The sequence below is a fragment of the Psychrobacter communis genome, from assembly GCF_014836505.1.
Taxonomy (GTDB): domain Bacteria; phylum Pseudomonadota; class Gammaproteobacteria; order Pseudomonadales; family Moraxellaceae; genus Psychrobacter; species Psychrobacter faecalis.
Genome location: NZ_JACSQR010000021.1, coordinates 19207 through 42101, shown reverse-complemented (window position 1 = coordinate 42101; position 22895 = coordinate 19207). Strand labels below are relative to the sequence as shown.

At 44.5% G+C, this 22895-nt stretch carries 17 protein-coding genes; 7 read left to right on the top strand and 10 right to left on the bottom strand.

Translation table 11 applies throughout. The features are described 5' to 3' along the window. Nucleotides 1-325: 325 nt before the first annotated feature. From H9653_RS08430 to H9653_RS08420, 3 genes are all read left to right on the top strand, one after another. Nucleotides 326-1183, top strand: a complete 858-nt coding sequence (locus tag H9653_RS08430; RefSeq protein ID WP_191691852.1) for a lipoyl protein ligase domain-containing protein — start codon at nucleotides 326-328, stop codon at nucleotides 1181-1183. Between the two features lie 195 nt (nucleotides 1184-1378). Then, complete coding sequence (locus H9653_RS08425; RefSeq protein WP_025651820.1) at nucleotides 1379-1909, top strand: inorganic diphosphatase; 531 nt, start codon at nucleotides 1379-1381, stop codon at nucleotides 1907-1909. Nucleotides 1910-2088: 179 nt separating this feature from the next. Next, entirely contained in the window at nucleotides 2089-2553 is a 465-nt protein-coding gene (locus H9653_RS08420) for a hypothetical protein (RefSeq protein ID WP_068408220.1), read from the top strand. Nucleotides 2554-2811: 258 nt separating this feature from the next. Here the strand turns inward: H9653_RS08420 and H9653_RS08415 are convergent, their stop codons facing one another. The 6 genes from H9653_RS08415 to H9653_RS08390 all read right to left on the bottom strand — a co-directional run bounded on the left by H9653_RS08415 (nucleotide 2812) and on the right by H9653_RS08390 (nucleotide 11116). Further along, complete coding sequence (locus H9653_RS08415; RefSeq protein ID WP_068408222.1) at nucleotides 2812-3666, bottom strand: patatin-like phospholipase family protein; 855 nt, start codon at nucleotides 3664-3666, stop codon at nucleotides 2812-2814. 199 nt (nucleotides 3667-3865) lie between these two features. Next, nucleotides 3866-4753, bottom strand: a complete 888-nt coding sequence (locus H9653_RS08410) for an SDR family NAD(P)-dependent oxidoreductase (protein WP_191691850.1) — start codon at nucleotides 4751-4753, stop codon at nucleotides 3866-3868. A gap of 164 nt (nucleotides 4754-4917) precedes the next feature. After that, entirely contained in the window at nucleotides 4918-5955 is a 1038-nt protein-coding gene (gene dusB, locus H9653_RS08405) for a tRNA dihydrouridine synthase DusB (protein WP_191691848.1), read from the bottom strand. 110 nt (nucleotides 5956-6065) lie between these two features. After that, the gene (locus H9653_RS08400; RefSeq protein WP_191691846.1) at nucleotides 6066-8105 is read right to left on the bottom strand and encodes a BCCT family transporter; all 2040 of its coding nucleotides are present in this window, start codon (nucleotides 8103-8105) and stop codon (nucleotides 6066-6068) included. Nucleotides 8106-8334: 229 nt separating this feature from the next. Continuing rightward, a complete protein-coding gene (locus H9653_RS08395; RefSeq protein WP_191691845.1) occupies nucleotides 8335-10380 on the bottom strand; it encodes a BCCT family transporter in 2046 nt (681 codons plus the stop codon). Between the two features lie 298 nt (nucleotides 10381-10678). Continuing rightward, nucleotides 10679-11116, bottom strand: coding sequence for an HIT family protein (locus H9653_RS08390; RefSeq protein ID WP_191691843.1), 438 nt, complete (start codon nucleotides 11114-11116; stop codon nucleotides 10679-10681). A 247-nt stretch (nucleotides 11117-11363) separates the two neighbouring features. Between H9653_RS08390 and H9653_RS08385 the strand changes: the two genes are divergently transcribed. The 3 genes from H9653_RS08385 to H9653_RS08375 all read left to right on the top strand — a co-directional run bounded on the left by H9653_RS08385 (nucleotide 11364) and on the right by H9653_RS08375 (nucleotide 15696). Further along, complete coding sequence (locus H9653_RS08385; protein WP_191691841.1) at nucleotides 11364-12140, top strand: hypothetical protein; 777 nt, start codon at nucleotides 11364-11366, stop codon at nucleotides 12138-12140. Between the two features lie 179 nt (nucleotides 12141-12319). Further along, on the top strand, nucleotides 12320-14230 hold the full coding sequence (ilvD, locus tag H9653_RS08380) for a dihydroxy-acid dehydratase (RefSeq protein WP_191691839.1): 1911 nt from the start codon (nucleotides 12320-12322) through the stop codon (nucleotides 14228-14230). A gap of 212 nt (nucleotides 14231-14442) precedes the next feature. Continuing rightward, nucleotides 14443-15696 carry a cation:proton antiporter gene (locus H9653_RS08375; protein WP_191691837.1) on the top strand — a complete coding sequence of 418 codons (1254 nt, stop codon included), beginning with the start codon at nucleotides 14443-14445 and terminating at the stop codon, nucleotides 15694-15696. A 123-nt stretch (nucleotides 15697-15819) separates the two neighbouring features. Here H9653_RS08375 and H9653_RS08370 read toward each other — a convergent pair whose 3' ends face one another. The 4 genes from H9653_RS08370 to H9653_RS08355 all read right to left on the bottom strand — a co-directional run bounded on the left by H9653_RS08370 (nucleotide 15820) and on the right by H9653_RS08355 (nucleotide 20617). Next, the gene (locus tag H9653_RS08370; RefSeq protein ID WP_191691835.1) at nucleotides 15820-17238 is read right to left on the bottom strand and encodes a serine hydrolase domain-containing protein; all 1419 of its coding nucleotides are present in this window, start codon (nucleotides 17236-17238) and stop codon (nucleotides 15820-15822) included. Between the two features lie 169 nt (nucleotides 17239-17407). Continuing rightward, the gene (locus tag H9653_RS08365) at nucleotides 17408-17935 is read right to left on the bottom strand and encodes a phosphatase domain-containing protein (RefSeq protein WP_068408240.1); all 528 of its coding nucleotides are present in this window, start codon (nucleotides 17933-17935) and stop codon (nucleotides 17408-17410) included. Nucleotides 17936-17983: 48 nt separating this feature from the next. After that, on the bottom strand, nucleotides 17984-18898 hold the full coding sequence (locus H9653_RS08360) for a MaoC family dehydratase (protein ID WP_068408242.1): 915 nt from the start codon (nucleotides 18896-18898) through the stop codon (nucleotides 17984-17986). Nucleotides 18899-19216: 318 nt separating this feature from the next. Further along, nucleotides 19217-20617 carry a 3-oxoacyl-ACP reductase gene (locus tag H9653_RS08355; RefSeq protein WP_191691832.1) on the bottom strand — a complete coding sequence of 467 codons (1401 nt, stop codon included), beginning with the start codon at nucleotides 20615-20617 and terminating at the stop codon, nucleotides 19217-19219. A gap of 628 nt (nucleotides 20618-21245) precedes the next feature. Here H9653_RS08355 and H9653_RS08350 point away from each other — a divergent pair. Then, entirely contained in the window at nucleotides 21246-22820 is a 1575-nt protein-coding gene (locus tag H9653_RS08350; protein WP_225211676.1) for an acetyl-CoA C-acetyltransferase, read from the top strand. The last annotated feature ends 75 nt before the right edge of the window (nucleotides 22821-22895 follow it).

Here is a 22895-nt window from a genome sequence, read left to right as displayed (position 1 = left end):
CGTTAAAATAAGCAGTCTCTAAAGTACGAAAAGCGCCTGAGATTCCATTCAATGCTGCTAAACAGTATTTTATTCAATGCCGTTTAATGTAGCGCATTGTCCAATCAATGAACAGCACCTTTGATTGACTACTGGGTTTGTATGAAATACGTGTCAGGCAAGGGTTATATTGCCGCAATTTAACCGTATTTTTAACGCAGCTCGGACAATTAATTCATACATTAAACAGCAAAATTTAGATTTGGGCACAAAAGCTAAAACTGCTACACTAAATATCAATAAGAAGCCCCTTTTTTAATAACAAAACCATAAGACAATCACTCTCATGCAAAATACCGCGCAACCACTCAATGATATGCTGGTCAGCAAATCACTCTCAGCTGCTGATTACGTCCCTACCCTTGATGCTATGCTATCGCGTACGTTAGCACGTATCGCGCTCAAAAAAGAGCAAGGTCTACGCACGCCTGACGAGCTTTGGATTGTCGATCACAATGATGTCTATACGCTTGGACAAGCCGGTAAAGAAGAGCATATCCTACAACGTACCAATACCCCGATTATCAAGACCGACCGCGGCGGTCAGGTGACATGGCACGGGCATGGACAGTTGGTTATCTATTGGTTGTTTGATTTGGAAAGTCTGGGCTGGAGTGTGCGTAACATGGTATCGCACGCCGAGCAAGCGATTGAAGATGTGGTCAATGACTGCCTAAAAAGCCACGCGTCTAATAGCAGTCTTATCAGCGCCCATGCCCGCCGCGATGCGCCCGGGGTTTATTTATATAGCCATCTGAATACTGCCAGCAATGACAAGGCTCAACCAGTCACTGAGCTTCCGATTGATGACGCCATTATGCTGGGTAAAATCGCTTCACTTGGCTTTAAAATCAAGCATGGTTTTAGTTATCATGGGGTCGCGATTAATTTAGATTGTGATTTATCGGCCTTTAATGCCATTAACCCTTGCGGCTATGCGGGCATGCAAATGTTACGACTGGCTGACTTTGCCGCCATGGATAAGCAAGCGCAGGATAAACAACTGGCAGCGCAGGCAGCAGAGCAATCTATGCCAGCAATGACCAACTGTTTAAGCTATGAACAAGTGACGCAAAAACTTATCTCTAATATTGCCAAGCGTCATGCTGGACATATCCAATTACGTGCCCTCGCTCCTAAATAGTTTTTAATTACTGTTTTTGCATAATCCTTTTTTGCATAATATCGTGCACGCTTAGACTTAAGCATTGTGAGAAAATTTGAGTCAAACTTGTTATAATCGCAGGCGCACAAATTGGGCGCAGCAAAAACCTTAGCGCGCCAACATCTAACCCTTTATCATTGAAGCATTCATAACAAAAGCACCTTGGAGCAATTTATGGCAGATTTTAATAAAATTTTGGACGCAGGCGACGTCGATGGTGGCATCATTAATGTGGTCGTAGAAATCCCAACTGGTAGCAGCCATAAAATTGAGTGGAACCGCGAATTGGCGGTATTTGAGCTTGACCGTGTTGACCCACAGATTTTCGCCAAACCTTGTAACTACGGTTTTATCCCGCAAACCCTTGATGAAGATGGCGATGAGTTAGATGCGCTTATCATCACAGAACAGCCTTTGCCTACTGGCATTTTCTTAAAAGCGAAAGTTATCGGCGTGATGAAATTCGTTGATGATGGCGAAGTCGATGACAAAATCGTCGTCGTACCTGCTGACGACCGTGATACAGGCAATGCTTACAACAGCCTAGAAGACTTACCAAAGCAGCTGATCAACCAATTACAATTCCATTTTAGCCACTATAAAGACCTTAAAAAAGCCGGTACAACGGTGGTCGAATCTTGGGGTGACGTTGCAGAAGCTAAAGAAGTCATCAAAGAGTCTATCCAACGCTGGAAAGACCTATAAATTGTCCTAGATAATTTATAAGAAGCGTTTATTGCCATTTTTTTATTAAAATAGGATAAGCGCCATGAAAATACCGCAGACATGATAATGGTTGCGGTATTTTTTTGCTTGAATTTTGCGCCGATAAAATGGTTATAATACCCTCACCTACCTAGTATCACACCCAAATAAGGACTGTCATGTTTGACTCTGATTCAGGCTCAACGCCCGCCAATAAAAAACTGCCAAAAGCCGTTATGATGATGGTCGAAAAAGGCAATTTGGTGCAGGCAATTAAAACCTTGGCCGCTGATGAAAATATCAGTATGGATGCCGCCAAATCTCGCATAGATGCTTATGAGCTTGCGCTAAAGAACCAGCAGCAGCAAACCCTCACGACTATCGCCAACAAACAAGGTATCCCAAGCCAAGCCTTTAGCTTTGATAGAGAACAAGTTGAAGAAGAGACAGAGCGTCTGACAAAGACTCGCGTTAAAACCACGCCAACGGAGCAAGGCTTCCAAAGTCTACAAGATGGTGTCGACAGTCAGCTCAATGATTTGGGCTATAAAAAGCCGTTAATTCCTTATTGGGCAAAGCGGCTATTGGTCATTGCTGCGGTGATGGCAGGGTTATTTTGGATAATGTGGCGTGTGTTTGGCTAGTCTGTTATAAGTGGTCTATTAATAGGTTTGAAGAGTGAAAGGACTGGTTTCGTTGGGAATATCTTCCTGCACGGCTAAATGTATATTGCCGTATGGAGGATTGGGAATGGCTTGCCCATAGCTAAAGGCTCAAGTCTTAATTAGGGAGCTGTATCAATCCTACACCCTTATAAGCATGAGTATTAACAGGCCTTTTCTTAAACTGAGAAACGTTTTTTAAGACAGCCAGTCATTTCGAACTCCCACGCCTTGAGCAGATTAAACTTTGTGCCAATCTTCAATGGCTTTGTAACCTGCTTCCAATCCCACATCGTAGCTATAACGGATCTTAGCTTTGTTTTTGGACAATCGACTTGCCATATTTTTTAAGTCAGGTGGGCAAACCTCTACGATTTTTTGTGAGGATGCAGAATGTAAAAATTGTACAGCCGCATTATAACGTTCTGTTCGTGCCAACAAGCTTTGGGCAAAACCCTGGCGTTGCTTAGAAAAATACTTGGCCAATAACTGATCACCTTTGTGACTTGCTTTATAGTAATCTTTAGGACGAGTACGGATAACCATCAGCTTAGCAACCCCCTCTTGTTGAGCAGCCCAATGTACAGGTAAAGCATCGGCCACGCCCCCATCAAAATATGGCTCGCCAGATATTTCTACTGCTTGTCGGGTGAGCACGGGAATAGAACTTGATGCTCTTAGACCATCCAAAATATTGTCCTCACAAGCTTTTATATAGGTCGCTTCACCTGAAACAGCGTGTGTTAGCACCATGTAAAATTCAGCATTATTAGTCAATAATTGTGCCTGATTCAGTGGATATTCTTGTTCCACCACGTTCCACATCCATTTCAAATCCAGTAAATCACCGCCTTTAAAAAAACGGCCATAATGAATAAACTCAGATCGCAGTGAATGATCTAGATAAATATGCAGGGTGCGACCTTGTTGTTCAGCTAAATAGTTAGCAACATTGGTAGAGCCTGAGGACACGCCCACACAAAGATCAAAAGGGTTGAAATGTTGTTGTAAAAATGCGTCTAAAACGCCACTGGTAAATGCGCCGCGCATTCCACCACCCTCTACTACTAGTGCTTGCCGTTGGTGTTTAAGCATTGAAAACCTCGAGTTAATCATTATAAATACCCTATTGAGTACGCTAAGCCAACCTATCAAAAAATATTACAAGCAGCGTTAGCGTCAATAAAAACCCCTGCTTTACTCATTGATATAAGCATTCATACTTTTTAGAGCGTTAAAAAAGGACACCGCAGTATCCTTTTTCCATTTTAGGTCAAGGTGAAATAAACCTACTCTAATGATGCTCACCCGGTAAAATTCTAGCAAAGGCACGCTGAGCAAGGTTTGGTTTTTTATTGCTAGTCAATCCAGCACGGGTGCTTGGGAAAATACGGTAACCCATCGATTGAATACCAACGTTAATGGCTGGTGCTAATGAATAAGTCGCCGACGCAAATTTGCCCATGTTACTGGCAATACTGTTTGGTTTATGGACAATCGCTTTGGCGACCATCATCGCCGCTTCATCAGGCATCAGCGCAGGCATGTAGCGGTATAACTTAGTAGGCTCAATCATCGGTGTACGAACTAGGGGCATAAATATATTAGTGATTGTAATATTGTCACCTTTGACTTCGGCAGCTAGGCAACGGCTAAAAGCATCAAGTGCTGATTTTGATGCAACATAAGCGGCAAATCGCGGACTGTTCGCCAAGACGCCAATCGATGAGATGTTAACGATTTGTCCAGTTTGGCGTTCAATCATGGTCGGCAAAAATCCAAGCACTATTTTAACGGCGCCAAAGTAATTGATATCCATGGTACGCTCAAAATCATGGAAACGATCTATAGACTCGTGCACCGAGCGACGAATTGAGCGACCCGCGTTATTGACCAAGACGTCTACATGACCGAAATCTGCCAAAATTTGTGCGCTAACTGATTCGATAGCATCCATATTGGTCAAGTCACAAGGATAGTAAGTAGCCTTACCACCAAACTCCTCGATACTGTCTTTAACAGCCTTTAATTTGTCTTCGGTACGCGCCAACAAGATAACATGCGCGCCGCATTCACTGAGCAGATAGGCTGTACGCTCGCCGATACCGCTGGATGCTCCTGTGATAATCACGTTTTTGTCTTTAACCGCTTTTCTGATTGCTTTTTTTGAAGGGTTAGCCATAAAAAATCCTTTTAAAATTAGACTTTCGTTAATATTTGTCTAAATCATAGCAAAGAAATATAGAATAAAGGGAATAAATCAGCAATAAAAACACTTTAACTCGTCGGATACTTTTATTTACTGAATTGTTGAACAATTTATGCTCGGCAGTTGACTTTCACTACCTATTGATGAGTATGTAAAAAGTCTTCGACCACGCGAAACTGTCCAGCGGTGCTCTCCTCGCCATACATAGCTTGGCGAAAGGCGTTGGAATTGGGAATGCCGGTGGTATACCACGCAATATGCTTGCGAGCAATACGGCAACCTGAGTATTCGCCATAAAACCCATATAGCTCCTGTAAATGCGCTAGGACAATCTCTTTTATCTCGCTGACACTTGGCGCGTCAAGGCGTGCGCCAGTCCGCAAGAAATGTTCGATATCGCGAAATATCCACGGCTGCCCTTGCGCGGCGCGTCCAATCATTACCGCATCACATCCTGTCAGCTCATAGACACGCTGCGCTTTTTGGGCACTATCAATATCGCCATTAGCAATCACAGGAATATTAATGCTTTCTTTGACTTCGCGAATCAGCTCATAACGCGCTTCCCCAGTATACATATCCTCACGCGTTCGACCATGAATGGCAATCGCAGCAATACCCGCTTGCTCTGCTCGCTTGGCCACGCGCAAAATATTTTCGCGGCCATTTTCAAACCCCAAACGCGTTTTTAAAGTCACAGGCGCATCAACGGCTCCTACCGCCGCATCCAGTAAGCGCGCGACCAAATCTTCGTCTTGTAAGAGCGCAGATCCTGCCAACTTACGGCACACTTTTTTGGCAGGACAGCCCATGTTGATATCAATAATCTGCGCGCCATTATCAATCTGATAGCGCGCCGCTTCTGCCAGTTTATCCGGTTCTGCGCCGGCAATTTGTGCCGAAATCGGTGCAATCTCATTATCAAAATTGGCACGATAGAGCGATTTTTTGCGCGCATAAAGCGCGGTATCAGCGATAATCATTTCACTCACCGCGTGACCCGCGCCAAAGGATTTGCACAGTCTACGAAACGGATTGTCGGTCACGCCAGCCATCGGGGCGACCATCAGACGGTTTTCAATCGTCAAGCCACCAATGACCAATGGTTGTAATAAGGGATGATCATTATTAGCTTCTGCTGATGCTTGATCGGACTCTATATTATTTATAAGCATAAAAAACGGCTTGATTCGTAGTGAAAACAAGCCGTTATTCTAAGGGTTCTTAACTTTATTGCAAGTGATAGAGGCAATCATTTGCTTAGCGCACGTCAAGGAAAAAATGCCTATTTATCAAAAACACTGCCCTGCTCTAAGGTAATATCATTATCATGTACTTGCATACGCCACGGCAAAATGTCAGGAGATATATTAATAAAGTGCAAATATTTTTCAAACTGATCAATAATATCGTTAATCACTGAATCTGATTGATAGCCATATAAGTCATAGGTTTGCCCGCCGCGGCGTAGATAAACTTCCGCCCGATAATGATGCTCTTGCGGCAGTTTACTCGCCATCTCTTCCGTATAATAATCTGGCACTTCATGCTCTGATAAACGCACTTCGTACCAAAACTCGACGTTATCGCCGCCCCTGAGCTCAAATACCACGCGGTCATTGACTTCATCAAAATTCACCTCAGGCAACCAACCCGTTTCGGCAAACTTTTCGGCAACCTCATGCATCGACGATAAAACCGTTCCTTTAATATAACCCAAAACTTTATCGCGCGTTGGTTGCTGGGTCATATAGTCAATGCGGTCACGCCAAGCATCTAGTTTCAACAGATGTGGCGGCAGGTGATTGTCACTGGCCAGGCTTTGATTGCGATGACCTTCGATACGCAGCGCTCGCCACATACCAAACATCGCAATCAAAATAATAATCGTAAAGGGCAAGGCGCTAACAATTGCCGCTGTTTGCAGCGCTTGCAGGCCACCTGCTAAGAGCAGCGCAGAGGCAACAACGCCAAGTATCAATACCCAAAACGTACGCTGCCATGCCGGCGTATCACTGCGCCCGCCCGCTGCGAGCGAGTCAATCACCAATGAACCTGAATCGGATGAGGTGATAAAAAAGGTAATGATAAGTACCACAGCCAGTACAGATACCACTTGGGTAAACGGTAGGTTCTCAAGCAGTTTAAATAAAGCAATCGCTTGGTTATTTTGCACTTCAGTAATCAGCGATTCATAGCCTTGAATCATAATCATATTTAGTGCTGTATCACCAAACACCGCAAACCAAAAGAAAGTAAAGATGGTAGGTACTAGCATCACGCCAACGATAAACTCGCGAATGGTACGACCACGACTAATCTTGGCAATAAAAATACCGACGAAAGGCGACCAAGAAATCGTCCACGCAAAAATAAATAGCGTCCAACTGGTAATCCAATCGCCTTGCTGATACGCCTGCAGACTAAAGGTACGCTCGACAATATTACCTAGATAACTACCCGTGTTTTCCATAAAGGCGTTGAGAATAAATATCGTCGGCCCTACCGCAAATACAAACAGCATCAGCGCCGTTGCCAGTATCATATTTAAGATAGATAAACGTTTGACTCCTTTGTCCATACCTGCAAGCACTGATATCAAGGCCAGTCCCGTAATCAAAACAATGGCGATTACTTGCACGGTTGTATTGACTGGAATACTTGGTAATAGGTAATGGAGTCCCGTATTTATCTGCGACACTGAAATGCCAAGACTGGTGGCCAAACCAAATAAAGTACCCAAAATGGCGAACACATCAACCGCATGACCAATAGGTCCATGAATTTTTTCACCGATGATGGGATACAGCGTCGAGCGCATCGATAGCGGCAAACCGTGCCGAAAAGCAAAATACGCCAAGGTTAAAGCGACCACGCCATTAATTGCCCAAATATGAAAACCCCAATGAAAATAAGCAATTTGCATGGCTTCTTTTGCCGCAGCTACAGTTTGTGGCTCTGATAGCGGCGGCGAGGCAAAATGCGTCACTGGCTCCGCTACCCCATAAAATAGCAAAGCAATCCCGTACCCTGCCGAAAACAACATCGCAAACCATTCAATAAAATTGTACTGTGCCTCACCATGGTCAGGCCCTAGTTTGATACTGCCATAAGGCGAAAATGCGAGCACCACCACAAACATCAAAAACAGCGCGGTTGCTAGCATATAAAACCAGCCGAATGTCTCGGTGGTAAACTCTAGTACTTGGACAAACAAATCACTCGCCAGCTGTGGGTTGACCGATGTCCCCACTACCAGCAATAACATGACAATGGCCGTCGGTATAAATACTGGCATCAAAATAGTAGAGCGAGGTTTACTCATAAAAAATTCTCAAAAAATCTTAAATTTGGGTATGCGTCTAATATTGTTATATAACGCCCAGTTATTCAAATAAATTTTAAATCACCGAGCCAATAGTTACATTACCTAATAATGATAAAAAATATTGCTTTATTCATTAACATTGCTTTTTTATTAATATTGAAAAACATCGCTATTTAACGAAAAAAGACAGCTGCTTAGCTGCCTTTTTTATCACACGAATACACATTTACTTATCAAACACACTGCCTTGCTCCAGCGTGATGTCATCATCATGTTGCTGCATACGCCATGGCAAGATATTTGGCGAAACATTGACAAAGTGTAGATACTTTTCAAATTGATCGATAATATCATTAATCACCGATTCAGACTGATAGCCATATAAATCATAGGTCTGACCACCGCGGCGCAGATAGACTTCGGCACGGTGATGATGCTCTTGTGGTAATTCATTGGCCATGTCTTCGGTATAATAATCAGGCACCTCGTGCTCTGACAAGCGCACTTCGTACCAGAATTCCACATTATCCCCGCGTCTTAGTTCTAGTACGGCGCGATTATTAATCTCATCATAGTTAACCTCAGGTAACCAGCCGGTTTCGGCAAATTTCTCTGCCACCTCTTGCATCGACGATAGCACTGTACCTTTAATATAACCCAGCACCTTATCGCGCGTTGGCTGATTGGTCATATAATCAATACGGTCACGCCAAGCGTCTAGTTTTAACAGATGCGGCGGTAAATGATTGTCGTTGACCAAACTCTCGTTACGATGGCCTTCGATACGCAGCGCTCGCCACATACCAAAGGTCGAAATCAAAATAATCACCGCAAACGGCAAGGCACTGACGATAGCGGCAGTTTGTAATGCACTCAAACCACCTGCGATAAGTAGCACCGCCGCGACAGCACCCTCAGTGACAACCCAAAACGTACGCTGCCACCAAGGCGTATCGCTACGTCCACCCGCCGCGAGCGAGTCAATCACCAATGAGCCTGAATCTGACGAAGTCACAAAAAAGGTAATGATCAATAGCACGGTCAATGACGAGACAATCTGAGTAAATGGTAGTTGCTCTAAAAGCTTAAATAACGCAATGGCTTGGTTGTTTTGTACCTCGCTAATCAGTGCCTCATAACCATCGACCATAATCATGTGTAGCGCAGTATCACCGAATACCGAGAACCAGAAAAAGGTAAACAACGTTGGCACCAGCATTACACCAAGAACAAACTCACGAATGGTACGTCCACGACTAATCTTGGCGATAAATAGCCCAACAAAAGGCGCCCAAGCAATGGTCCATGCAAAAATAAATAGCGTCCAGCTACCGATCCAATCGCTCGATTGATAGGCTTGTAAACTAAAGGTACGCTCGACGATATTACCCAAATAACTGCCTGTGTTTTCCATAAAGGCATTTAGAATAAATACTGAAGGTCCGACAACAAATACAAATAGCATCAAGGCAGTGGCGAGCACCATGTTTAAGATAGATAAGCGCTTTACCCCTTTGTCCATACCTGCTAGTACAGAAACGAGTGCCGCCGCCGTCACCAAGGCAATAATAATCACTTGTACCGTGGTACTGACTGGCACCGTATTTGGCAACAGATAATTTAAACCTGCATTAATTTGCGCGACTGACAATCCCAAACTGGTGGCGATACCAAACATAGTACCGACAATCGCAAACACATCGACGGTATGCCCAATGGGGCCATGGATTTTGTCACCGATTAGTGGATAGAGCGTTGAGCGCACGGACAATGGCAGACCATGCCGAAACGAGAAGTACGCCAGTGACAAGCCAACCACACCATAAATCGCCCAAATATGAAAACCCCAGTGAAAATAAGCAATTTGCATCGCCTCTTTTGCCGCCGCAATAGTTTGCGGTGTGGACAGGGGTGGACTGGCGAAATGTAATACTGGCTCTGCAACGCCATAAAACAGTAAGGCAATGCCATACCCCGCTGAGAATAGCATGGCAAACCATTCAAGGAAGTTATATTCAGCATCCGCGTGGTCAGGGCCCAACTTAATACTGCCATACGGCGAGAAGGCTAAGGCAATAATAAACATCAAAAATATGGCAACTGCCAACATATAAAACCAGCCGAACGTATCGGTGGTAAATGCCAATACCTTACTAAACAACTCACCAGCTGCCTCAGGATTAATGGCTGTACCAATCACCAATAACAACATAATGGTGGCGGCGGGCACAAAGACGGGTAACAAAATAGTGGAGCGAGGTAATTTACTCATAAAAAATGATGTCCTCAAAAAATAACAATCAATAAAAAAGCTAAATACAACAAGAAAAGGTAGCACTGCCCACTTTATGAATTTGTACGAATAAAGGCAGTATCTCGTTCGGCTCTTATCAAACCGCTTATTAAGCAAATATAATTTTTATCACACTCTCTGCAAAAACCCTAGGCAAGTGCCTGACTCGTAACACTATTTTAACGTTTGTTACATGACTATTACTCAGCAATAAAAAAGGCAACTTGTTAGCTGCCTTTTTTTTGATGATTGCATTATGAATGCTCAATTTAAGACATTAAGGATTAATAGCGCCTGCTAACTGTTTCGCCATCTCAGCAAGCTCACTTTGATCTGCTTGCGTGACCGCATGACGACCTAGCTCATGAATGCTCGATGGAATCAGATGCACATGGTAATGAAAAACAGTTTGTCCGGCTTGTGCGCCATTTAACTGCATTTGAATAATACCCTCACGCTCGAATACTTGACGCTGCGCTTGCATGACTTTTTTGGACGTCATTAACACAGCGGCGGCGTATTCTGGCTCAAGATCGGCCAAATCAACGGCTTTTTGCTTAGGAATCACCAATACATGACCCTTTGCTTGCGGCATGATATCCATAAAGGCAAGGGTTTTGTCATCCTCGAACACTTTATGATAAGGAATATCACCGTTTAACATTTTGGCAAAGATATTATTATCATCGTATTTGGTTTGATTATCTTGACTCATTTTTATTCCTTAATTGGTGGTCATTAATTATTTATCATTACGTGGTTATCAGTACTAAAGGGTAAATAGCTCAGCAAATATAGTGGACGAAATTTGGATTGAGTACAAGTGGCTGATACATTCACTAGCCACTTTCAATTTTACTGAGTTTTGCTACCAACAATTCTATAAGTGATACGATTAATTTATTGGCGAGCCGTGCGCTTTAAATGTTATATTAATCCTCTATTTTAATCACCTCAGGTTTATGGATTTGACTGCCTTGCCAACCCAATTACCCCAATCATCAAACACTACTGACGCTCATAGCGACCACGCTTATGACACTATGAGAAATCATACTGCGGTTAATGAAACGCTTGAAGATAGCGCACCGTCAACCTTGTCAAGCATTGAGCCAAACGCCATTATTTTAGCTGAAGCATTGACTGATAAAACGATCAGTTGGCGCATCCATAATTGTAAAATCAGCAAAAAAATCATGACGCAGGATATGCCACTGCCCTTTTTGTATCATTACGACAGTTTAGATGACAGCATTAAACAGACTTATTCATTAACACCTGCCCTACTTGCCCAGTTTAATACCCCCATGACAGCTGACGAGGCAGCGAAACTTATCGGTATTGATAAGGCGCTGATCACCAGCCCTTGGCATGTCAAAGTGATTGGCTCATTGGTGGTGTTTAGCGAAGCGCTGCAATTGGCCGTACGCCTGCATTGGACCAATACTGGTAAAGACACCCAGCAAATTTATACCAAAGATGAAGCCGATGCGCTTACTGCTGCTTTTAAAGAGTGGCAGTTTTTTGGTCGTATTGATGTGCTTTATAAGAATACTAAGCAAACACTTATCAGTATTGATGAGCAAGCCGAAAACGATAAACAGCTACTGACTATTGCTGCCAGTCCTGACTATCAATTCTTGCCAGCGCCTCACGCCTTAGTCGTCATCGCCAAACTTGAAACCGATAAAGCCGATTTGCCTTGGTTTGAGAGCGCTATTTTAGAGCGCCTCGTTTAAATATTGACCCTCAAGTCTTTATGATTATTGGTTAATGATTTTCAGTTATCCATATCTAATGGTATGGTAACGCCTTAGTATTATTCACTAGTACTCTCATAGCATAAAAAGCAAACTATCCGTATGACAGCGGATGCTGCAGACGTTTATAAATCTCGCTTATTTGTAAGGAATATCACATGGATTATCGCTCAAAAACTTCTACTGGTGGTCGTAATATGGCAGGTGCTCGTGCCCTATGGCGTGCGACGGGTATGACAGATGGCGACTTTGGCAAACCGATTATCGCCATTGCCAACTCCTTTACCCAGTTTGTCCCCGGTCACGTGCATCTAAAAGACTTGGGGCAACTGGTGGCGCGTGAGATTGAAAAAGCGGGCGGCGTGGCAAAAGAGTTTAATACCATTGCGGTCGATGACGGTATTGCCATGGGTCATAGCGGGATGTTGTATTCATTACCAAGCCGTGATTTGATTGCGGACTCGGTTGAGTATATGGTCAACGCCCACTGCGCCGACGCCCTAGTCTGTATTTCTAACTGCGATAAAATCACCCCTGGTATGCTGATGGCAGCCATGCGCCTCAATATCCCTGTTGTTTTCGTCTCTGGCGGCCCGATGGAAGCTGGCAAGGTCATCGCTAGTACTGTCGCTCATAGCCATAATAATGATGGCGGTAGCGACGTCCATACCACTGACAGTAAAGGCAATGCCATTCGTAAGCTTGATTTGGTCGATGCCATGATGGACGCCGCCGACGATAATATCAGCGATGAAGATGTCTTAGCGATTGAAAGCTCGGCTTGCCCAACTTGTGGCTCATGCTCTGGAATGTTTACCGCCAACTCAATGAACTGCTTGACCGAAGCATTAGGCTTATCATTGCCGGGTAATGGCTCGCTATTGGCCACGCATTCGTTACGCCGCGAGTTGTTTTTAGAAGCGGGTCGCACGATTGTATCATTGGCCAAGCGCCGTTATGAGCAAGATGATGATTCGGTATTACCGCGCTCTATCGCTACCAAAGCCGCTTTTGAAAATGCGATGAGCTTAGATATTGCGATGGGTGGCTCGACCAATACTATCTTGCATCTACTTGCCGCCGCCAATGAAGCGGAAGTTGATTTTAAAATGCATGATATTGACCGCCTAAGCCGTAGTGTCCCTTGCCTGTCGAAAGTCGCTCCTGCTTCACAAAAATATCATATGGAAGATGTCCACCGTGCTGGTGGTGTGATGGCGTTACTTGCCGAGCTTGACCGTGCCAGTTTACTGACCACCGATATCCCAACCATTCATAGCGCAAGCATGAGAGATGCTATCGATAAATGGGATATCATGAATCCTGATAATACTGAGGCACGTGCGCGCTATATTGCCGCTCCTGGTGGCGTCCGTACCACGCAGGCCTTCTCGCAATCAAAAGAGTGGCCAAACCTTGACGTCAATCGTGAGTCGGGCTGTATTCGTAGTGCTCAGCATGCCTATTCAACCGATGGCGGCTTAGCAGTACTGTACGGCAATATTGCTGAGCGCGGCTGCGTGGTTAAAACCGCAGGCGTCGATGAAAGCATCTTAGTCTTTACCGGACGCGCACGTATCTTTGAATCACAAGACGCTGCCGTAGCCGCCGTGCTTGATGACCAAATTGTCGCCGGCGATGTGGTCATCATTCGCTATGAAGGCCCAAAAGGTGGGCCTGGTATGCAAGAAATGCTTTATCCAACCACTTATCTTAAGTCTAAAGGTTTGGGCAAAGAGTGTGCGCTGCTCACAGATGGTCGTTTCTCTGGCGGCACCTCAGGCTTATCCATTGGTCACGCCAGCCCAGAAGCAGCTGAAGGTGGCGCGATTGGTTTAGTACAAGAAGGCGATACCATTCATATTGATATCCCGAACCGTACCATCAATATGCAAGTCAGCGATACCGAGCTTGCTGCGCGCCGCGAAGAGATGGAAGCGCGTGGACGTAACGCATGGAAGCCTGTGAGCCGTGAGCGTCACGTCTCGCCTGCGCTGCGTGCTTATGCAGCTATGACTACCAGTGCTGATACGGGTGCCGTCCGTGATGTGAGCCAAGTTGAGCGTTAAATAAATCTGTAAACGCAATGATTTATCACTAACCTTATAGAATTACCCAAAGCCTGCGCCATGCAGGCTTTTTTTCACCAAAAAACAACGCTACCGCCGTTCTGTTAACGTTTTTTTGCGGTAATAAAAAGCATTTGCGCTCATTATTAATAGCGATTAAACCTCTTGTAACTTTATCTTTTTAAAACCAAAAAATAGCGTGCACCAAACTTATGATTGAAAACTATAATTTATTCTTATTGGTCTGCGGTATTGCCTTTTTATTCGGGGCACTGTTTCCTATTCTTTTTAAACGTACGCCCATCTCGCTGCCCATGCTGCAAGTAAGCTTTGGTCTATTCATGGGCTATTGGTGGACCAGTTTATCTTTTTTAAATCCGATAGATAACGGTTTAATTATCGAAAAACTGACCGAAATCGTGGTATTGGTTTCGCTGGTTGGTGCAGGTATCAAGATAGATACTGAGCTGTCGTGGCACTTATGGCGCCCGACTGTGCGCTTACTACTTATCACCATGCCGATTGGTATTTTTGCCATGGCGCTCTTAGGCTATTATGCTTTTGGTTTGACATTAGGCGCGGCCATCTTGCTCGGTGCGGTACTGGCTCCGACCGATCCTGTGCTAGCCTCTAGTATCCAAGTCGGACCGCCCAATACTGGCGGCGAGGATACACCGCGCTTTACCTTGACCTCAGAAGCAGGGTTAAATGACGGCTTAGCGTTCCCGTTTGTCTATCTGGCGATTAAGGTCGCGGAAGCTTATAGCGGCGGGCAGCAGTTCACAGGTGAGATGCTGTGGCAATGGTTTACGACTGATGTGCTGTGGAAAATTGGCGCAGGTTTGGTGGTCGGGATTGTGGTTGGTAAATTACTAGCAAAATTGGTCTTTTCAAAATACAGCCACAATACCTCCATCTCTCAAGGTTATGTGGTGATAGCTCTCACCTTGCTGGCCTATGGTTTGGCAGAATATGTGCACAGCTATGGCTTCATTGCAGTATTTGTCGCCGCCTTTGCCTTTCGACGCTCGGAGCGTGAACACAGTTATCACCAAAAGCTGCACGATTTTGCTGAGCAGTCAGAAGGCTTACTGATGTCCTTAGTTCTTGTGGTTTTTGGCATGTTTTTAGGTCAAGGACTGCAAGCGGGCGTTGAGCTGACATGGCGCGTCTATATCGTCAGCTTTACCTTTTTATTATTGATTCGACCGATTGGCGGATTGATTGCTCTATCAGGATTAAAGCTGCCCTATACTGAAAAGTATGCCATTTCTGCGCTCGGTATACGCGGTATTGGCACCTTATATTATCTGTCTTACGCCCTCAATCAAGGCTTCTTTGATGAAGTAGACGCTGTTAAACTTTGGATAGTCTGCTCAATTGTCATTTTGGCCTCTATCTTTATCCATGGTTTGATTTCCCCAAGGTTGCTTAAACTCACGCCTAATAAGCCGCGCCATGGATAATTTCGGACGACTACCTCAATACTTTTGTTAGTTATAATATTGCTACTTATCCTTTAAGCACCTGTATTTCTGTTTTTCATACTGGCAACAAGAATATTGAGGTAAGTTCAAGAGTCACGTCTACTAGATTCCAGCGTCAATCAAATCTAATACCGCTTCCGTCAGCGCAAACTGGCGGACATCATTGAGCATTGTTACATCAAAATTATGGATAAAGGTAAACGACAATTGCCGCGCAGGATCACACCACGCAACCGAACCGTTATAACCCATGTGCCCAAAACCTTGCGCGCTCATATTAGAAGCTTCACTTTGACAAATGCTAAACCTGCGATGATAGCCCAAGCGCCAGTTCATTTTCGCCGGCATTACCGCGTCCATGCCAGTGGTTTGCGGGGTTGAAAGCTGCTTAAATGTTGCGTCGTCAATTAATGTCTGCCCCTGCCATGTACCGCCATTGGCTAGCATGGCATAAATAGTTGCTAATGCTTGCGCTGATGCCACGCCGTTGGCAGCGGGAATGATGGCTTGTAGCGTCCGTTTATCGTAATAATCGATAGGTTGTTTATTAGCCAACACAAGAGCCGATTTATAGTTTTTTAGATTAAGCTGGCTGTTATTAAAGTATAAACGGTTAATTTTTGCTGTATCCAAATTAGGCAGCTCATCTGCCATTGCGCTTTCATTTGCGCCTGCTTGATTGGTTAGCGCTCTTTTTTGCCAACAAGTATAGCTTGGTAGGCTTGAATAAATACGCAAAGTATTTTCAGAATCCGCTCTTAACACGGGTTTGCTGCGGCGAGGTCGCGCTTGCGACAGCTCCTGATTGCTTATTTGCTGGGCTGTGTGTTCGTCTGTTTGGAAATATTTAACCAAATGAGCCACTTCATCTACTTTATCGTCTGGCACCCCAAAATAACAGCTGTCTGCAATTCCTAGCGGCTCAGTCAAATAGTGACGCAGCGCTGTGGCTAATGACATATGGGTAACGGCTTCTATCACGCCGCCCAGTACCCAACCGTAAACCAAGGCGCTATAAGCGCTCTCATATAAGGCGCTGTCTTCAGGCGCTGTTACTGGCATAGCAGCAACCTTTTCTAGCATGAGCTGCCAATCGAGCACCATGTCATTATCGACATCGATACTTTGAATCGAAAACAAGTTGCCTTGATGCGACATGACGCTACGTAAAGTAATCTGTTCTTTTCCTTGCGCGGCAAAAGCAGGCCAATAATCCGCAATCGCTCGGTCATAATCAAGCATATGCTCGGAGACCAACACATGCACCAATGTCGCCAACACCCCTTTCCCTGTTGAAAAATTCAGCGATAGGGTATCGGGGCTCCATGACAAATCCGCGCGCGCCATTCCCACACTAGCCTGAGCAATACATTGCCCCGCTTGATAAACCACCAAGGCACCGCCAGCTGGTGCGTCATCAAGCTGCAAATATGTTAGCAATTGTTGTAATTTTTGCTGAATAACAGGATTAATAGACGTATAGACGTTTTGATTATCAGCTTTCTCATTATTATTTTTCATTATTCACTCGCTTTATTTATAAAAACATTTTTTATAGTCAAAAAATTCATTAGCTAATTAATCACGAAATTTGCTCATAAAAAAGGCAACCTATTGGTCGCCTTTTTTGTTGCATGTCGCTCATATGTAACGCCTACAGTTTGCCATACATGCTTAGTATGCCATGAGTCTAGCGTGGAACCAATAAACGATTATGAACCTCTTCTTCTAGCTTCGTCAAACCATGACTGCGCCCGCGCTCCATTGCCGTATCCATTTTGCGTCCGCGTAACCAGCCCGCACGCAATGCTACCGCTGCACCAGCGCGATTACCAGAACCACAGTGCAAGACGGTTTTTTTGCCATGGTACTGACGCAAGATGTTATCAAACGCCAATATATTTAACTGTTTTAAATCCTTGGCCCCGCTGATAGGCAGCTGCTCATAATGCATACCAGCGCGCTCTACCGCCGCGCGCTCATCAAAATTTAGCTCATCATCTGGCTGCAAGTTAAGCACCAACTCAACGCCAGCCGCCGCTAAAGTAGCGACCTTTTCGTCGTCGAGGGCGCCGCACACGATGGTGTTGTCATCAGGGCGAAAATACGGCTCAAACATATTTTCCAAATCGATACCGTTATCTTTAGCAGTAGATTCATCTATGGTAGCTGAGTTATCGGGCGCAGCTACGCTTGTTGCATTGTCATGTAAAGTCATAATGAATAATTGGTTAATAAAATATAAAGGTTAAAAATATGGCGCAATCTATTGATTTTCGCTTTGCAGTTTGATCACACCAGCAAGATGCGGCTTGTCGTTTTTAGCACTAAATAAGCCAAACTCGCAAGTGTCGGTTGGGCTCTTTAACTGCGCTATCGGCTCAGCGATCAGCTCTACTTCAGCTGGCAAAAAGATAGGCAGCTTAAATGATACATTGACCGTGCAAGCATCTGGTAGCTCATCCACCAGCGCTAGACATTTAGCTTTTGACCACATGCCGTGGGCGATGGCTTTTGGAAAACCAAATGCGCGTGCCGATAATGGATGGAGATGGATGAGGTTAAAATCCCCTGAAACAAACGCATAACGACGGCCGATATCTTCTGGTACTTCAAAGATACTGTGCACGCCTTCTTCATTCACCAAAGGCTTAACGGTCACTGGACGCGGTGTGCTTTTTTTATCTTTGCTACCTGATTTTTTTCCACGTGACAAATAAGTAGAAGTGCCTTCCCAAATTACCTCGTCATCTGACTTAACGGTGGTGACAAAATCAAACTGCTGGCCTTGCGCATGGTCGCGTAGATTATCAAACTTCACCGCCATCGCTACCGTTTCACGCTCACCGATAGGACGATACTGCGTCACGCTATTATCCACATGCACCAAACCTAGCATAGCAAAGGGAAATGGCTCTTTGACCATCATATTCATTTGTAACGTCTGTGATAAAACAGAAAAATAGGTAATCGGTATTTTGCCATTGTCGGCGAAACCACAAATCTTACGATAATCGTCAAGATTATTTTGGTCGATGTGCAAATTATCTACATAATACGTCGCTTGTGGCAACTGATCGCGGCTGACCTTTTCGTTATTACCAATAGGCAATAGACTCTTGACGATATTGGCGTAGGTGGTATGCGCTTTTGGCAACGCATCATAATGTTTGTCTGACATAATAAATCCTAAATGGGGTTGAGCTAACTGAGGCTGGAGCAAATTATCTGGCTACTTGTAAACAGTGAAGCATTCGTTTGTCGGCTTATTTGTTTACTGGTTGGTTTACTGGTTCATTTACTGGCACATGCTTTTATTCATACCTGTTTTTATCATAAAAAAGCCACCCTCGGGCAGCTTTATTACAATTTATCAGCAATTTTTCGTAAGCATATGTGAGGTCCATTTAAAAACCTCATACACCCTACTTACTTAACATAGGCTTGCTCACTATGATTTAGTCATTTATCGAGCAATATTTTATCTATATTCTCTCAATTATGCACCCAACAAGCTTTGACCACAAACACGTACAATATTGCCATTTAGACCACCAGAAGCTGGTGACGCAAGCCATGCAATGGTTTCAGCAACGTCGATTGGTAAACCGCCTTGGCTCATTGAGTTCATACGGCGACCGGCTTCACGAATGGCGAACGGAATCGCTTCTGTCATTTGCGTTTCGATAAATCCTGGCGCTACAGCGTTGATAGTCATGCCTTTAGAACCGTCTTCTAATTGCTTAGCAGTCGCGTTTACCAAACCGATAACGCCCGCTTTAGAAGTAGCATAGTTACTTTGACCTAGATTACCAGCGATACCTGAGATAGATGAAACGCAGACGATACGTGCATGGTCTTTTAGTACATCATTATCTAGCAAGTAGCGGTTTAGCTTGGCAATACTGCCCAAGTTGATGTTGATAACCATGTCCCACTTTTTCTCATCCATTTTTGCCAGTGTCTTGTCACGGGTCACGCCAGCATTATGAATAACGGCATCTAAACCGCCACGCTTTTGCGCCGCTTCTGCGATTTCTTTGCCCGCATCTTCACTGGTGATATCGACGGTTAATACTGAACCACTGATTTCGCTGGCGACTTTTTGTAAGTCCGCTTGCTGCTGCGGTACATCAAGACAGATAACATGAGCGCCTTCGCGTGCCAACACACGAGCGATGGCTTCACCGATACCGCGACTTGCGCCAGTGACGAGCATGGTTTTACCGCCTAAAGGCTGCGTCCAATCGACATCAACGTTGGCGCCATTAGTAACACGTACCACTTGTCCTGACACATAAGCTGAGCGCGCTGAGGCAAAGAAGCGTAACGTTGAGTCTAGGTTCTTTTCAGCGCCTTCTGCCACGTAGATAAGCTGGGCGGTGATACCGCGCTTAAACTCTTTACCAACAGATTTCACAAAACCTTCAAGCGAGCGCTGTGCCAATGCCGCTTCAATATCTTTTAGATCTTCTGGTGGACGACCGATAACGATAACACGACCTGATTTTTCGACGCGGCGCGCTACTGCATGAAAGAACTCATACACTTGTTTGAGCTCATCAGCATTACTGATATTGCTGGCATCAAACAATAAAACTTTAAATTTGTCATCGCCGCCGGTATTGGCTTTGGCTTTCACGCCTGCATCAGCCAGCGCGTCTTTTACCGCATCACGGCTGTTTACAAATACATCAGCGTGCAGGTCTGACAAAATACGAGCAACTGATTCGCTGATGGCAGTATTGTCGCCATCAGCACGGCCAACCAATACACTACCGCGTACTGACGGCTGACCACTATCAAAACGGTCTAGCTCTACTGGCATCGGCAAGCCTAGATTTTTTGCCACTTTTCGGCCAATAGAAGACTGCACAAAATTACCATAACGGTCTGACATAATATAATCCTATAATTAATGAGAAGAAAAAAATTATTAATATGAGTAAACAGGTTAAAAACTGCTCTAACTATACACTTCCATGCAAAACAAGTCCAAAAGCCGCGCCTGTCTATCATAATCTGTAGACAAGCCAGTATACAAGATAGCAACTTTTTCTCGCCTTAAAAACACCCCACTTATGTTAAAATCTAACGTATAAGTTATGGCAAATGCATTTATAGATAACAATATATTATCAAAAGCGCCGTTATGCAATGTTATTAATCAATACTAACCAGTATAATCAGTAGCGTTTGATAGTTAGCATTGAAGGCATGAGCTTAAAATTAGCGTCACATCGTTTGCTAAAGAGATACAGTAAGCGCGTAAAAAGCGCCTTATGCTAACCTTCTCTGCCGTGTACTATGTTTTTCTCTTTTATTTTTATTTTGTTTTTCCCTTTTATCTTCTACCCATATTTTTTAAGGATAATATTATGAGTACTAAAAACAATCACCCTGATAGCCCTGTTGTTGAAACGACCGTCGTAAAAGCTGGTGATAGCCAAAATACCGAAACAGCGACTGACGCAGCAACTAAAAAAGCAACAACTGAAGACGCCAAGCAGCCAAATGTTTTTGACACAATGGCAAATTCAAAAGCGGCTGAGCCAAAAAAAGCGGACGATAAAAAGTCTGATACAAAAGCAGCGGATACGAAAACAGACAGCTCTAATAAAGATAATTCTAAGAAAGACGAGTCTAAAAAAGATGATTCAAAAAAGGAGAGCACCGCTGAAAAAAGCTCAAAAGACAGCAGAAGCACTACCGCTACTAAAGATGATAGTGCGGCTAAAGATGCCAATAAAAAGACTGACACAGCTAGTACAAAAACAACTGCTACGACCGCTAAAGAATCGAGCAAAACTGGCCTGAGCTCGGGTCAACATCGCGTCGCTATCCTAGGTGGCAACCGTATCCCGTTTGCGCGCTCAAACGGTGCTTATTCTGATGACAGCAATACTGACATGCTAACTGCAGCATTAGATGGTTTGGTTGAACGTTTTAACTTACAGGACGAAAAAGTCGGTGAAGTCGTTGCTGGTGCGGTGATGAAATTGAGCCGTGATATCAACTTGACGCGTGAAGCAACGCTAAGTACTGCCTTGAACCCACATACACCAACGTACGATATCTCACAAGCTTGCGGTACTGGCTTACAAGCAACCTTTGCTTCTGCTAATAAAATCGCCCTTGGTATCATTGATTCGGCGATTACTGGCGGTGTGGATACCACCTCTGACGCCCCTATCGCGGTTGGCGATGGCTTACGTAAAGTGCTAATCAAATTGGGCGCGGCTAAAGACAACAAACAACGTCTAAAAGCGCTAATGGGTTTAAATCCTAAAGATTTGATCGACTCACCACAAAATGGCGAGCCGCGTACGGGTTTATCCATGGGTGACCATCAAGCGATTACCACCCTTGAGTGGAACATCAGCCGTGAAGATCAGGATGAGCTTGCCTTTAACAGCCATAAGAATCTAGCACGCGCGTATGACGAAGGTTTCTTTGACGACCTCATCACGCCATACAAAGGTTTGACGCGCGATAACAACTTGCGCCCAGATACGACGTTAGACAAGCTTGCTAAACTCAAACCCGTGTTTGGTAAAAAGAACGCCAACCCAACCATGACAGCCGCTAACTCGACGCCGCTAACCGATGGCGCCTCTTGTGTGCTATTGGCCAATGACGAATGGGCCAAAGAGCGTGGTCTTAAACCACTAGCATACATCGTTCATCAAGAAACGGCTGCCGTTGACTTTATCGGTAAATCTGGCGATAAAGAAGGTTTACTCATGGCGCCAGCTTATGCGGTACCGCGTATGCTTGAGCGCGCTGGTTTAACGCTGCAAGATTTTGACTTCTATGAAATTCATGAAGCGTTTGCCTCACAAGTGTTATCAACGCTAGCAGCTTGGGAAGATGAGAAGTTCTGTCAAGAGCGTTTGGGTCTTGATGCGCCACTAGGCTCTATCGATCGTAGCAAGCTAAACGTCAATGGCTCATCACTTGCCGCAGGTCATCCATTTGCTGCAACCGGTGGTCGTATCCTAGCCACTGCTGCCAAATTGTTAGACCAAAAAGGTTCAGGTCGCGCGCTTATCTCAATCTGCGCCGCTGGCGGTCAAGGCGTTACTTGCATCTTAGAGAAATAAAATTCTCACTGATGTAATTAGCAATAAGCCATTAGTTAAATAAATAGCGTTAAGCTTTTAATACGCCCTTTAATC

Coding starts and splice junctions, on each gene's coding strand:
- dusB (WP_191691848.1), bottom strand. CDS start 5,955: ATGCTTATAAATAATATAGAGTCCGATCAAGCATCAGCAGAAGCTAAT.
- H9653_RS08425 (WP_025651820.1), top strand. CDS start 1,379: ATGGCAGATTTTAATAAAATTTTGGACGCAGGCGACGTCGATGGTGGC.
- H9653_RS08375 (WP_191691837.1), top strand. CDS start 14,443: ATGATTGAAAACTATAATTTATTCTTATTGGTCTGCGGTATTGCCTTT.
- H9653_RS08400 (WP_191691846.1), bottom strand. CDS start 8,105: ATGAGTAAACCTCGCTCTACTATTTTGATGCCAGTATTTATACCGACG.
- H9653_RS08390 (WP_191691843.1), bottom strand. CDS start 11,116: ATGAGTCAAGATAATCAAACCAAATACGATGATAATAATATCTTTGCC.
- H9653_RS08420 (WP_068408220.1), top strand. CDS start 2,089: ATGTTTGACTCTGATTCAGGCTCAACGCCCGCCAATAAAAAACTGCCA.
- H9653_RS08410 (WP_191691850.1), bottom strand. CDS start 4,753: ATGGCTAACCCTTCAAAAAAAGCAATCAGAAAAGCGGTTAAAGACAAA.
- H9653_RS08385 (WP_191691841.1), top strand. CDS start 11,364: ATGGATTTGACTGCCTTGCCAACCCAATTACCCCAATCATCAAACACT.
- ilvD (WP_191691839.1), top strand. CDS start 12,320: ATGGATTATCGCTCAAAAACTTCTACTGGTGGTCGTAATATGGCAGGT.
- H9653_RS08430 (WP_191691852.1), top strand. CDS start 326: ATGCAAAATACCGCGCAACCACTCAATGATATGCTGGTCAGCAAATCA.
- H9653_RS08395 (WP_191691845.1), bottom strand. CDS start 10,380: ATGAGTAAATTACCTCGCTCCACTATTTTGTTACCCGTCTTTGTGCCC.
- H9653_RS08370 (WP_191691835.1), bottom strand. CDS start 17,238: ATGAAAAATAATAATGAGAAAGCTGATAATCAAAACGTCTATACGTCT.
- H9653_RS08360 (WP_068408242.1), bottom strand. CDS start 18,898: ATGTCAGACAAACATTATGATGCGTTGCCAAAAGCGCATACCACCTAC.
- H9653_RS08415 (WP_068408222.1), bottom strand. CDS start 3,666: ATGCTTAAACACCAACGGCAAGCACTAGTAGTAGAGGGTGGTGGAATG.
- H9653_RS08350 (WP_225211676.1), top strand. CDS start 21,246: ATGGCAAATTCAAAAGCGGCTGAGCCAAAAAAAGCGGACGATAAAAAG.
- H9653_RS08365 (WP_068408240.1), bottom strand. CDS start 17,935: ATGACTTTACATGACAATGCAACAAGCGTAGCTGCGCCCGATAACTCA.
- H9653_RS08355 (WP_191691832.1), bottom strand. CDS start 20,617: ATGTCAGACCGTTATGGTAATTTTGTGCAGTCTTCTATTGGCCGAAAA.